Here is a 12,248-nt window from a genome sequence, read left to right on the forward strand (position 1 = left end):
TAAAATATAGAAATCATGGCTGATATTATACCATCTATCATCGAACAAAAGTATTACGCGGGACAGCTGCTTCAGGTTGAGGATTTCAACCGGGAGCGGGATTTTCATATCCAGTACCGCAATTTTGGCAATCAGCAGCTGCTCTCTTCGGGGGTGCTTTCGGGTCTGATAGTAGATAAAAGAGGTTCAACTATTAATGTAAGCTCTGGTGCGGCGATTGATATAAATGGAGCTTACATATTACTGACAGCGGAAAAATCCTATGCAGTAACTTCGGCTGATGGAGATTATCAGTTTGTTATAAGTCATCAGACCATTCCTGTGCCAGGCACGAAGAATCAACTGAAAAGTGATCCGGCATTAAGCCTGATTGCTGCCGGAAAACCAATAAATGATGCAATACTGCTTGCCAATGTGACAATTACCAATAAGGTTGTATCTAAACTGGAAGATGCTGCATTGGCAGTACAGATTCTATCTTCAAGAATCCCCGAACAATCGATTCAGAATCTTGATGCTTCAGTAATAACAAAAGGTATTTTTGACAGAAATCATATTCCTGATCTTCAGAATCTGAATGGAAAATTAACTCCATCACAACTTCCTGTCCTGCCTAATAACGACAATGCAATAGTACAAAACGCTTTTACAACGGGGGTAATTACAGGATTGACCGCCAGCAATACAGATAAGATCGCACAATTGACAAGTGGAATTGCTGTAGATGCTTCGGGAAACCAGATTGTTCTTGACAATACCGCAACCTATAATAACAGCACTATAACAGCCCAAAAAGGAATTTTTTCGCTGGATATGAGTGATCCAGTTTTTCAGGATAAAACCTGGTTGCTTCTGATTTCTCCAAACACAGCCGATTCAGGCTCACCAATTCTGGAATTTGCTGAAAACAAAACTAAAGATAAGGTTATTCTCGCTACAGTCAGGGTTACCGCAGGACTGGTTGTAGTAAGTAGTAACGATAGGGAAAGTGTAGAACTTAAAACAGACAGATTACCTGAGCTGACCCCTGATATCCTGCCTGATATTAAGGATTTGAAGGGTAGGGTAGCCATAATACAACTACCGGGTCTGGGGGAGATGACAGGAAAGCTAAATCCTGGGCAGGTACCTCAAATTCAAGAACTGCAGGGACAGCTTACTGTGGGTCAATTGCCACCGGATATAATTGGAACTAAAGAGTATCTTACTTTTTTTGTCAATCAGGCAGTGGTGGGTGAAGGGGCTAAAATTCAGTTCTCCTGGATTACAGATAAAGGCGTTGACAGTCTCTCACTGTCTTATTTTTCAGAAGTTGGGATCAACAATCTTAGCACAGGAGATAATGCTATAAAACTTACAGACGCAAGTTTTTCTTACACTATTCTAGCGACTACAACATTTACCCTTACAGCTTTGATAAAGGGTGTTATAGTAGGCCAAAAACAACTAACGATTACCGTATTCACCTTGCTGGAACTCGCCCGGCTGCAGTTTGCAAATAATAAATCTGCCAACGATTGCATTTCCCTTATCCTAAACCAGTTTCCAACGGCCACTGCTAATGATTCGGCTATAGCATTGGCAAAAGCGGGTTACAAATCCACTGAGACAGCTGGAGCTCTAAAAATTGGATTTCCTAAGCTTACGCCAGCACAGGTTGCTGCGGCACTTTCGGCGGCCTTTGGGAAGACAACACCCGCTGACCTTGCGAAATCAGATAAAGAGAAAGGTCTGACAGCTATCGAAGCAGGAGGAAATCTTGTATCTCAATTTCCAGGAATAAGCGCTATGGATTTTGGTGTTTCTCTTGGACAGGCAGGCTATAGTACTGAACAGCTTGGCCCGGCCCTAAAACAATATTTTCCGAAACTCTCCCCTGCGGAAGTAGCTAATATTTTTCACCAGAGTTATAAATAAATCATTAAAACAATCAATTATGGAAAATCTTAAAATTTTAGAGCAGCAATTGCTCGCTTACAAAGAGAGCGGTCTGGCACTTCAAAAAGCTGTAGAAAAATTAAAATCCGGCGGTATGGCTGCTGGTGCCGCACCGGTAGTAGATCTTGGAATAAGTTCACAAATGCTGGCCTCTGCTTTAAGTGCAATATGGCAGGGAATAACACCTTTGGAAATGGCTCAGGGGCTAAAAGCGTTCGAAAATGATCCGAAATTTGTTGCCGAAGGGCTGATGTCAGATAAGGGATTTCCAGACCTGACGGCCTTGCAGCTAGGAAAGATATTGTTGGATCCAACAATCTTCCCCAACCTTTCCAAAGAAAATATGGTTGTGGTGCTCACCGCAGTAAATTTTACTCCCGATGTCATAAATGCTGCTATTGCAATATTATATAATATAACAGCAAGTTATGCATTGAATCTTACAGGCAATTCATCGTACCTGAGTGCACCGCCCAATCCGGTTTATAATTTCGGAACATCCGATTTTTCTCTTCAGGCATGGGTAAGAACAAAAGGATCAGGTACAGTGATTTCAAGAAAATCAACTCAGGGTGGCCCCGGAAACGGCGGATTTCTTGTGGTGATAAAAAATGATGCCAGTATTAAATTTGCGACCGACAATGGTTTTGGATTTTATGAAATAAATTCTGTTCCTTCCGGAATAAATGATGACAACTGGCATTTCCTGACTGCCGTAAGACGTTCTAATGTATTAGAACTTTATGTAGATGGTAAGCTGATCCCGTCTAATCCGCGTTCTAATACTTCCCCTTCAATTAATGTAAGCAATAATCTTCCGTTGATGATTGGTAATGTTGCCCAGTCACAGGAGCCATTCCGTCAGTTTACAGGAAGTCTAGACGAGGTAAGAGTGTGGAATCGTTCGCTATCTGCTGCTGAAATTGTAGCGAATATGAATAAGCCACTTGCAGGAAATGAAGCGGGACTAGTAGGCTATTATACTTTCTCTGCACAAAACGGCAATGACAGCTCGCCAACAAAGAATAACGCTAAACCAACAGGATCTGTTTCCTACGTTTCTCGAGGTGTTATCTCATAAATTGCCTTTACGACTAAAGTTTAACCAAAAACGATAGGACTATGCCATCATAATTCAGGTAGGGCTTAGGGGAATCAACGGATGCTTGGCGTATCTAAGCAATCTCTAAATTATTGATCTATTTTTGTTTTTCATAATTATATCAAAAATAGCGAGTTAGTGATGGAAGAGTTTAACGGGACTCAAACCACAGAGTTTTAAATTTTCAAGAAACTGAATAAAATTTATCGAACCAAAAAAAAGCTTCAGAGAAATCTGAAGCTTTTTTTTGGAAACGGGAAAAGGACTTAAACCTGTTAACAAAAAAGGACTATAATAAACAGTGTCTAAAAGTTTCGAACCTAAATTCAGAAGGTCTTTACTCAAAAGGGTTTTAGTTTTTAAAAACATTTTGTGCCACGATTATGCTACAAAACTTTGATTAATAAATTTTTAAAACTTTTCATAGAATTCTTTTAATTTTAAGGCTCTAATTTTACTTCTTTACATTGTATCTTACTTGTACCTCAAATACATTTTGTTCTACTCAATACTGTACAGTTAATTTCTGGAGTTGTAATTAGCAAAATATTTTAAATCTAATTTTGTTTATGAAAGCTTACAGAAATATTCTAAAAAATCCCCCTAGCTTTTTGTAGCAAAAAAGGTATCCACTTCATCCTGATATTTAAAAAAGGGACTCAATTTTTTATGGCAAATTTGGGAGTAATTCCAAACAACATGTTCCAAGATTTTGCCATAAAATTAAAAATGGCGATAATTTATTATACTATGCAAAGTTAGTATCATAAAATTTTGCGTTAAAAAGAAGCCAATTCCATAATCAAAAGCAATTGTTTTTTGAGGATTTTTATATGTAGCGACATTATATAACAACTCTTCCTAAACTATAATTAATAGATTATAATATTTGATTTATTCTTTAATTCGGGTAATTGAATCATAAAAAATAAATCAAATTTCATTACTTGTCACAAGACAAGTGCCACAGGTTTTATTCGCTCTTTCTTTGCATAGTATTAAACAAATAATATTATGGAAAACGAAAAAACAAACACACAGAACGAATTAAATTCTTCATCATCAAACAGTAAAAACACAATTGTAATTGTTCATGGAGCATGGTCATCTGCTAATGACTGGCTACGATACAAATTCCAAACCCCCTATTTTTGGAGGACTTAAAACGAATTTTAAGTATGAAAACACCGAATGATAATGTATTTGAATACAGTGCTTTAAGTATAGCTGCTTAATTTATTACTTTCATTTATAAACAAATGATATTCACAAAAATTAAGAAATTAATATGATTTAAAAAGAAATTTTTCATCTATAAAATAAATGCACGCTATGAAACCATATAAATTTGAAGATTTACCTGATATTATTGGTGAGCTACTTACAAGAATTGACAGTATTGAAAAACTTTTACAAGAAAATAAATTAAATGCGGTAGCAGCTAATGATGAATTACTTACTATTTCTGAAGCAGCAATATTGTTAAAATTGTCTGTGGCTACTATTTATACTAAAGTTTGTAAAAATGAGATTCCAGCCAATAAGCAAGGTAAGCGTCTTTATTTTTATCGTGCTGAATTAATAAATTGGATAAAATTGGGTAGGATTAAAACTATTACTGAAATACAGCAGGAAACGGAATTGAAATTTAATTCGAGAAAACCATTTAAATAAATAAGAAAGACATCTTCCAAAAAGATGTCTTTCTTATTTTACAATATGCTACTTCAAGCTTATTCTAAGCGATGCTTCCCTTTTCTTTTCATCAATTATTTTCGTGTAAATCTGGGTAGTTTTCACACTTTTATGACCAAGCATTTTTGAAATGGTAAAAATGTCTGTTCCGGAGAAAATTTGCAATGTAGCATAAGTGTGCCGAAAACAATGAAAAGTTATGTGTTTTGTAATTCCGGCCTGGACAACCCAGACTGGCAAAACTCTATCCACATCCCATTTTTTCAGACCCCCGAAGACTTGGTCATTATCTTTTGTTCTTTTACCAAGTACTTCATAAGCCTCATCTGATATTGGCATAGTCTGCAAGCCTTCAGTTTTCTTTTGTTTAAACCTGATATAATGTCCATCATCTTCTCTATATTGAACTTCTGACCACGTTAATTTAGCTATATCTGAATATCTAATTCCTGTAAGGGTCGAAAACATTGAAATTTTATAGACAATATTTTTAGAACAAGGTGTTGCAAATAATTTTTTAGCTTCATTTAAAGTTAGAAAATTTCGCTGCAATTCCTGTTCTTTAATAGAATCTATTCCAGCATTAATATCAGTTCGAAGTTTCCCTTCTTTATATGCTCTTTTGAGTGTAGTTTTTAGTTTATTGTGATAGGAGAGGGCTGTATTTCGTGCCAGAGTATTCCTGGTTTCTCTTCTGTTTTTGGCCTTTAATAAATATTCTTTGTAATCTTCCATCAAAGTCACTGTTATATCTTTAAAACATAGTCTCTTCCTGAAAGAAAGTTTTCAAAATGAATTATAGCACTACACCAAATTTGATGATTCTTCCCTACTTTTTTATCTGCCAAATTTTTAAAATAATCTAAAAATGAAGCACGTCCAATTCTCTGGATTTCCAGTTGTTCTTTTTCAAACTCGCTATAGACATCATGCTTACGCATTTCGTTTTGTCTTCGAATTTGAATAAGCTCAGCTGTGTGCAGGTTTTCAATATTAGAAATTTTTTGAATTTGATTTTTTGGACGTTCATATAAATACAGCTTTAAGAATTCACGTCTGGTGTACTTATTAGTTTCTGTATTTAGTATTGGCGGATAAAAATCCAGGTAAAGTGATATCATTCCATTTGTCAATTTTTTTTTCTCAATCTTACATTTCCCTTTTTCATTTTTCTCTTACATTAAATATAATATCAATATCTTTCTTCGCAACATAATTGAACTTACCTACGGAATATTTGGCTATTCCCTGACGTTGAATAAGCATATACAGAGCTCCCGGCGATATACCGAATTTCTGCTGTATCTGGGAAATAGTGTAACAGTTCTCTAATCCAGGGAATTCCTGTACCGGTCGAAGCAAAGATTGCTCTAGCGGCATGGAAAAGAAAGTATCCATATCGCATTTGCGAATAACTGTTCTGGCTCCAAATTTTGCTATATCAAGCTCTCCCCTGGAAATGATTCTGTAAATTGTCCTTCTGCTAATTCCAAACAAAAGGCTGGCCTGATTAACGCTCAGAAAATCTTTTGTTTTTACAGCTTCAAGATGTGGTTGTCGTGCAATTTCTGTCTGCCGGTTGCTTTCATCAATTTTCGACTTTCTTGTCCTTGCTTTGTAGGCTCTGCTGCTACATTTCAGCGAGCAATACTGTGTTTTTGTTGTCTTGGCTATGAACTCATTTTGGCAGAATTCACAGATGCGGGTAATCTTAATGTTTGTACTCATAGAAGTGTGACTTTAAGTGTCCCACTGTGACTATGTGTGTCTACGCGTGCCATAATTTGGCCAAAAAAAATATTATTTGTACCTCACATTTCCGAGGTACAAATAAGGTACAAATTTAATCAAAACATCACATAATATCCAAAAGAAAAATGAATTAAAAAACGAGTTAAAATATTGTTTATAAATACTTTAACTCGTTTGTTTATCGTTGTTTTGCGTTATTTTGCCTTGCTATTTTCCGATGCAGAAATTAGCAAAAATATTCCCCAGCAATTCATCATTAGAAACCTGACCTGTAATAAGTCCAAATTGGTATAAAGCTTCACGAATATCAAGAGCAATTAAGTCACTTGAAAGATTTGTTTCAAGTCCAAATTTTACTTTTGTAATTTCATCCAAAGCTTTAAGTAGCGAATCGTAATGTCTTGTATTTGTTACGATAGTTTCGTTATTACGAAGCGCTCCCGTATTTACAAACGAAAGCAATTCATTCTTTAATTCGTCAACACCAATTTTTTCTTTAGCAGAAATCAGTAAAAGTTTTGCATTTAAATTTTCAAGCTTAGTGGTGATGTTTGAAACTTCATCATCAGATAATATATCTTTTTTGTTTACTACAATAACCAAAGGTTTTAGAGGATATTTATTTTTGATTTGTTCAATTTCAGAAACAAATTCAGAACTTGAAACCTGAAACTTTAAACCATCAAATAAATAAATTACAACCTGCGCCTGATCGATTTTTTCGAAAGTTTTTTTGATCCCGATGCTTTCTACAACATCTTTAGTTTCGCGAATTCCCGCCGTATCAATAAATCTAAAACCAATTCCGCCAATAACCAATTCGTCTTCAATAGTGTCGCGGGTTGTTCCGGCAATGTCAGAAACAATAGCGCGTTCTTCATTTAATAAAGCGTTTAGCAAAGTCGATTTCCCAACATTTGGTTCACCAACAATCGCAACCGGAATTCCATTTTTAATAACATTCCCAACAGCAAATGAATCGATTAAACGCTTTAAAACAAATTCAATTCTGTTTAATAATTCATAAAACTGAGTTCTGTCTGCAAATTCTACATCTTCTTCAGCAAAGTCTAATTCTAGCTCAATTAAAGACGCAAAATTTAAAAGTTCTTCACGTAATTTGGCAATTTCATTACTAAAACCACCACGCATTTGCTGCATCGCAATTTGGTGAGAAGCTTCGTTATCCGATGAAATCAAATCGGCAACAGCCTCGGCTTGTGATAAATCCAGTTTTCCGTTAAGGAAAGCCCTTAATGTAAATTCTCCTGCATCGGCCATTCTGCAGCCTTTTCTCAATAATAACTGAATAATTTGCTGCTGAATATAAGTAGATCCGTGACAGGATATTTCGATAGTATCTTCTCCGGTATAAGAATTTGGGCCTTTAAAAACAGAAACCAAAACTTCGTCCAGCGTTTTTACATCATCAACAATATGACCCAAATGCAGGGTATGTGTTTTTTGTTTGGTTAAATCTTTGTTTTTAATCGATTTAAAAACCGAATTTCCAATAGTGATTGCTTCAGAACCTGAAATTCGGATTATAGCAATAGCCCCGGCTCCGGATGGTGTTGCCAGTGCAACTATAGAATCTTGATTTATCATGGTGCAAAGGTATAAAAAAAGGCACAAATTTCCGAAACCGGAACTCATTCGTAAAAGCACTATTTAACCCATATCTTAATGTTAAAATACTGATAATTATCAGGGTGTTTTGTTTATATAATGATTAAATTTGAGAGAAGAACTTTATAAAACTGAAACAAAATGAAAAAGATATTATTTCCAACCGATTTTTCTGACGCAGCAACAAATGCGTTTGTACATGCATTAGAATTTGCAAAAATTGTGAATGCCGAGCTTATTTTGTTACATACTTTTGAGATTCCGGTATACGATAGCCAATTTTTCCCTGAAAATTATGCCACAGTTTACAGCTCCATAGAGTTGGCAAAATTTGAAATGTTCAAAGGTGAAATCCCAAAATTAAAAACTATTGCGGCCGAACGAAATCTGAGTGATATAGTGATAAAACACCGCCTGATGGATGGTGATTTATTATACAATTTGAAAAATGCCGTTGAAGAAGATCAAATTGATTTTGTAATTATGGGAACAACAGGTGCTTCTGATTGGACAAAATTCTTTCTCGGATCAAACACAAATTCTGTAATTTCTGGAGTTGATGTTCCTGTTTTATGCATTCCTGTTGATGCTAAATTCAAGAAAATTAAAACAATTGGATTTACGACCCGCTATCGTGAAAAAGACAAAAAAGAACTGAAAAAAGTATTGAAAATTGCTAAAAAAACAAATGCCAGAGTAAAAAGTTTATACGTTAAAACTTCAAATTCAGATGTTACTGATGTTACTGTTAAAGAATGGGAAAAAGAATTTGCTGGCGAAAACGTCGAATTTCTAGTTTTACCCAGTGATGAACTAAAAGAAACAATTCTTGATTTTATACTTTATAAAGACATAGATATATTGACAACCATAACGCATAAAAGATCTTTTTTTGAAAGTATTTTCGAATCCAGTTTTTCAAAAAAAATAACCAAAGAGGTTTCAGTACCCGTTTTAATTATGCATGAAGATTAAATTCAGTCTTTTTTTAGTATTGATTTTATGATCTAAAACCTATATTTGTATTTCATCAAATCAATAAAATGAATTCATATCAAGACAAAGTTGCGCATTATTCGGAACTTCTTAATAAAATCAATAAAAGATACAATAGCTTAAGTTTATTAAGGCTTTTAAGCATTTTTGCTTGTTTATTCCTGTTGTTTTATTACATCAAAACAAACGAAATCCTGTACGTTGTTTTTGCTTTTCTATCTTTTGTTGGTTTTATTTTTTTAATGAGAATTCATTCGCGTTTGTCTTTTCAAAAACAGCTTACAACGGCACTTTTAAAAATCAATAAAAATGAAATCTCTTTCTTAAAAAGAGAAAAAATTCCTTTTGAAAACGGAATAGAATTCAATGATTTTCATCATCCTTATGCATACGATTTGGATATTTTTGGAGAACATTCCTTGTTTCAGAATCTAAACAGAACAGCGACTTTTATCGGTAAAAAAACATTGGCGAATAACTTGTTACAACAGTTTTCTAATGATACTATTTTAGAAAATCAAGAAGCCGTTAATGAGCTTAAAACAAAAATAGACTGGAGGCAGGAGTTTTTAGCTTTGGCAATGGTGAGCAATGATTCTAAAAACTCTTATGATTCTATAATTCATTGGAATTCATTTAAAAATAATACCTTATCTAAAGTTTTACTATCGCTCTCAATTATTCTTCCAACTTTGTTTTTCGGAACGTTAATTGCCTATTTTATCACTTCAAAAACAATTTTATTATCGTATCTGACTTATATTTTTATAGCAAATATGATTGTTTTGGGAAGATCATTAAAACGAATTCAATCAGAAATTGCCAAAGCAGACAATGTTGATAAAATCATCAAACAATACAGTTTATTGGTGGAGAAAATTGAAACGGAAAAGTTTCAGTCTAAAAAAATAATTGATTTACAGCAAAAGCTTATTTTTAAAAATGCAACTGCAAGTAAACATCTAAAAGATTTGTCAGAACTGTTTTCGAGAATGGATACAATTAGCAACTTTGTGACCGCTATTTTGTTCAACGGAACTTTTTTGTTTAATCTCCACGTTTTAAAAGCGCTTTTAAAATGGAAAGAAAACTATTCTGATGAACTGGAAAAATGGATTGCTATTATTGGTGAATTTGAAGCTTTAAATAGTTTGGCAAATTTGGCATATAATAACTCTGATTTTGTTTTTCCGGAAATTAATTCTGAATACAAAATTGAATTTTCAGATTTGAGTCATCCACTATTAAATCCTGCGACCAGAGTAGGGAATGATACTCATTTTTATCCCCAATCTTTCATGATTCTGACGGGTTCAAACATGTCCGGAAAAAGTACTTTTTTGAGAAGTTTAGGTATTAATATGGTTTTAGGCGGAATAGGTTCTGTTGTCTGTGCTTCAAAGGCTAACATTCATCCACTTCCAGTTTTAGTTTCAATGCGATTATCAGATTCTTTGGCTGATAGCGAATCGTATTTTTTTGCCGAAATAAAGCGTTTGAAACAAATTATGGATGCGCTTGAAGATAAACCGGCTTTTGTTTTATTAGATGAAATTTTAAGAGGAACAAACTCTGATGATAAACGTAACGGAACTATTGAAGTCGTAAAAAAGATTATTGCAAAAAAAGCAATAGGCGCGATCGCCACTCATGATATCGAAGTTTGCTTAACAACCAATGAATATCCTGCTACTTTAACGAATCAATGTTTTGAAGTCGAAATTCAAAATAATGAACTCCATTTTGATTATAAATTGCGCCCGGGAATTTGCAAAAATAAAAGTGCTACTTTTTTAATGCAGAAAATGGGAGTGATATGATTTTAGAATGTAGAGTTTAGATTATTTTAAAGCTAATAATTTTGTTTCTTCAGGGGTAAAATCGTTTACAATAGCATAAGTATTTATTCCTGTTATTTTCATTTCATCAAGAATATCAACTAAATTTTTGTAATTGCATTTTTTGCTTGGCTTTATTATTACAATAACTTTTTCCTGTCTTGAAGAATTTGTAGAATATTCCAGTGTTTTTTTATTTCTTAGAAACAATTCTTTTCTTATTCCATCCTTACCGTATTCAACTTTTTTTGGTGAAACTATTGGTGAATTTAAAATTCCCATATAGTATATTAATTTATTGTTTTCACCCAATATTATTGTTATTAATCTATTTTCTCCTTCACGGATTGGTCCGCAAAAAATAGTTCCGTCGCCGTTATCTGGCAAACTTAAGTCTACAGCTTTTGGTTTCGCCAACTCAATCGTAACCATAAAAAAAATAATCAATAAAAAAGAAACGCTAACCATTGCCGTTAAATCAACTCGTGTGTTTAACTTTTTACTTCTTACTTTTTTAGATAGATTTTCCATATTTGGTCAATTTTTTATGAAAGTTAATGATAATTTCGAATAAAAATAGAGTTGGTTTTTAAAATATTTCAAAAATAATTTAATTTATTAAAGCCTTGTTTTACAGTGTATTTTAAGGATTTTGCAATAAAGTTTTATCTTTTTTATTTTTTTAGCAAAACCAAAACCATTGTTACGGCGTAAATGAGCTTATAACTTAAAATATTAATTATGAAAACTAGAAAATTTTTAGCCGTAGCAATCTTAACATTAGGATTTGGATTTGCATCTTTCGCACAAAAAACAGTAATGGTTGGTGGAGCAGCAATGTATCCAAATAAAAATATTGTTGAAAATGCAGTTAATTCAAAAGATCATACTACACTTGTTGCCGCTGTAAAAGCTGCAGGATTAGTAGAAACATTACAAAGTAAAGGACCATTCACCGTTTTTGCCCCAACAAATGCCGCGTTTGACAAATTGCCGGCAGGAACTGTTGAAACATTATTGAAACCAGAAAACATTAAAACATTACAAACGGTTTTAACCTATCATGTTGTTGCAGGAAAAATGAACGCATCTGATATTGCAAAAGCAATTAAAGCGGGTAAAGGAAAAGCAACTCTTAAAACAGTAAGTGGCGGAACTTTAACAGCCTGGATGGATGGAAAAGATTTATACATTAGTGACGAAAGTGGAAGTAAAGCTAAAGTTACTATTGCAGACGTAAATCAATCAAATGGTGTAATACATGTTGTAGATACTGTATTATTGCCAAAAATGTAATA

Annotated in this window: 11 protein-coding genes; 6 read left to right on the plus strand and 5 right to left on the minus strand. The window is 33.8% G+C overall.

Annotated features, from left to right (window positions below; translation table 11 throughout):
* Positions 1-15: 15 nt before the first annotated feature.
* From BUE22_RS22460 to BUE22_RS22475, 3 genes are all read left to right on the plus strand, one after another.
* Entirely contained in the window at positions 16-1,917 is a 1,902-nt protein-coding gene (locus tag BUE22_RS22460) for a hypothetical protein (RefSeq protein WP_073398205.1), read from the plus strand.
* 19 nt (positions 1,918-1,936) lie between these two features.
* Entirely contained in the window at positions 1,937-3,019 is a 1,083-nt protein-coding gene (locus tag BUE22_RS22465; RefSeq protein ID WP_073398206.1) for a LamG domain-containing protein, read from the plus strand.
* Positions 3,020-4,372: 1,353 nt separating this feature from the next.
* Positions 4,373-4,714 carry a helix-turn-helix domain-containing protein gene (locus BUE22_RS22475; protein ID WP_073398274.1) on the plus strand — a complete coding sequence of 114 codons (342 nt, stop codon included), beginning with the start codon at positions 4,373-4,375 and terminating at the stop codon, positions 4,712-4,714.
* Positions 4,715-4,762: 48 nt separating this feature from the next.
* Here BUE22_RS22475 and BUE22_RS23980 read toward each other — a convergent pair whose 3' ends face one another.
* The 4 genes from BUE22_RS23980 to mnmE form a co-directional block, all read right to left on the minus strand.
* The gene (locus tag BUE22_RS23980; RefSeq protein WP_243396833.1) at positions 4,763-5,470 is read right to left on the minus strand and encodes a site-specific integrase; all 708 of its coding nucleotides are present in this window, start codon (positions 5,468-5,470) and stop codon (positions 4,763-4,765) included.
* 11 nt (positions 5,471-5,481) lie between these two features.
* Positions 5,482-5,856 carry a hypothetical protein gene (locus BUE22_RS23985; RefSeq protein WP_243396832.1) on the minus strand — a complete coding sequence of 125 codons (375 nt, stop codon included), beginning with the start codon at positions 5,854-5,856 and terminating at the stop codon, positions 5,482-5,484.
* 43 nt (positions 5,857-5,899) lie between these two features.
* A complete protein-coding gene (locus tag BUE22_RS22485; RefSeq protein WP_073398208.1) occupies positions 5,900-6,463 on the minus strand; it encodes a helix-turn-helix domain-containing protein in 564 nt (187 codons plus the stop codon).
* A gap of 231 nt (positions 6,464-6,694) precedes the next feature.
* Positions 6,695-8,095 carry a tRNA uridine-5-carboxymethylaminomethyl(34) synthesis GTPase MnmE gene (mnmE, locus tag BUE22_RS22490; protein ID WP_042566884.1) on the minus strand — a complete coding sequence of 467 codons (1,401 nt, stop codon included), beginning with the start codon at positions 8,093-8,095 and terminating at the stop codon, positions 6,695-6,697.
* 162 nt (positions 8,096-8,257) lie between these two features.
* On the opposite strand from mnmE, the gene BUE22_RS22495 reads away from it, so the two are divergent.
* Together BUE22_RS22495 and BUE22_RS22500 are read left to right on the plus strand one after the other, a co-directional pair.
* Positions 8,258-9,091 (plus strand): universal stress protein, encoded by an 834-nt coding sequence (locus BUE22_RS22495; RefSeq protein WP_073398209.1) that lies wholly within the window; start codon positions 8,258-8,260, stop codon positions 9,089-9,091.
* Positions 9,092-9,159: 68 nt separating this feature from the next.
* The gene (locus BUE22_RS22500; RefSeq protein ID WP_073398210.1) at positions 9,160-10,932 is read left to right on the plus strand and encodes a MutS-related protein; all 1,773 of its coding nucleotides are present in this window, start codon (positions 9,160-9,162) and stop codon (positions 10,930-10,932) included.
* A 21-nt stretch (positions 10,933-10,953) separates the two neighbouring features.
* On the opposite strand, the gene BUE22_RS22505 is transcribed toward BUE22_RS22500, so the two are convergent.
* Positions 10,954-11,481, minus strand: coding sequence for an ExbD/TolR family protein (locus tag BUE22_RS22505; RefSeq protein WP_073398211.1), 528 nt, complete (start codon positions 11,479-11,481; stop codon positions 10,954-10,956).
* Positions 11,482-11,691: 210 nt separating this feature from the next.
* On the opposite strand from BUE22_RS22505, the gene BUE22_RS22510 reads away from it, so the two are divergent.
* Positions 11,692-12,246 carry a fasciclin domain-containing protein gene (locus tag BUE22_RS22510; protein ID WP_073398212.1) on the plus strand — a complete coding sequence of 185 codons (555 nt, stop codon included), beginning with the start codon at positions 11,692-11,694 and terminating at the stop codon, positions 12,244-12,246.
* The last annotated feature ends 2 nt before the right edge of the window (positions 12,247-12,248 follow it).

The organism is Flavobacterium pectinovorum (assembly GCF_900142715.1).
GTDB lineage: Bacteria > Bacteroidota > Bacteroidia > Flavobacteriales > Flavobacteriaceae > Flavobacterium > Flavobacterium pectinovorum.

Coding starts and splice junctions, on each gene's coding strand:
- BUE22_RS22460 (WP_073398205.1), top strand. CDS start 16: ATGGCTGATATTATACCATCTATCATCGAACAAAAGTATTACGCGGGA.
- BUE22_RS22465 (WP_073398206.1), top strand. CDS start 1,937: ATGGAAAATCTTAAAATTTTAGAGCAGCAATTGCTCGCTTACAAAGAG.
- BUE22_RS22475 (WP_073398274.1), top strand. CDS start 4,373: ATGAAACCATATAAATTTGAAGATTTACCTGATATTATTGGTGAGCTA.
- BUE22_RS23980 (WP_243396833.1), bottom strand. CDS start 5,470: ATGGAAGATTACAAAGAATATTTATTAAAGGCCAAAAACAGAAGAGAA.
- BUE22_RS23985 (WP_243396832.1), bottom strand. CDS start 5,856: ATGATATCACTTTACCTGGATTTTTATCCGCCAATACTAAATACAGAA.
- BUE22_RS22485 (WP_073398208.1), bottom strand. CDS start 6,463: ATGAGTACAAACATTAAGATTACCCGCATCTGTGAATTCTGCCAAAAT.
- mnmE (WP_042566884.1), bottom strand. CDS start 8,095: ATGATAAATCAAGATTCTATAGTTGCACTGGCAACACCATCCGGAGCC.
- BUE22_RS22495 (WP_073398209.1), top strand. CDS start 8,258: ATGAAAAAGATATTATTTCCAACCGATTTTTCTGACGCAGCAACAAAT.
- BUE22_RS22500 (WP_073398210.1), top strand. CDS start 9,160: ATGAATTCATATCAAGACAAAGTTGCGCATTATTCGGAACTTCTTAAT.
- BUE22_RS22505 (WP_073398211.1), bottom strand. CDS start 11,481: ATGGAAAATCTATCTAAAAAAGTAAGAAGTAAAAAGTTAAACACACGA.
- BUE22_RS22510 (WP_073398212.1), top strand. CDS start 11,692: ATGAAAACTAGAAAATTTTTAGCCGTAGCAATCTTAACATTAGGATTT.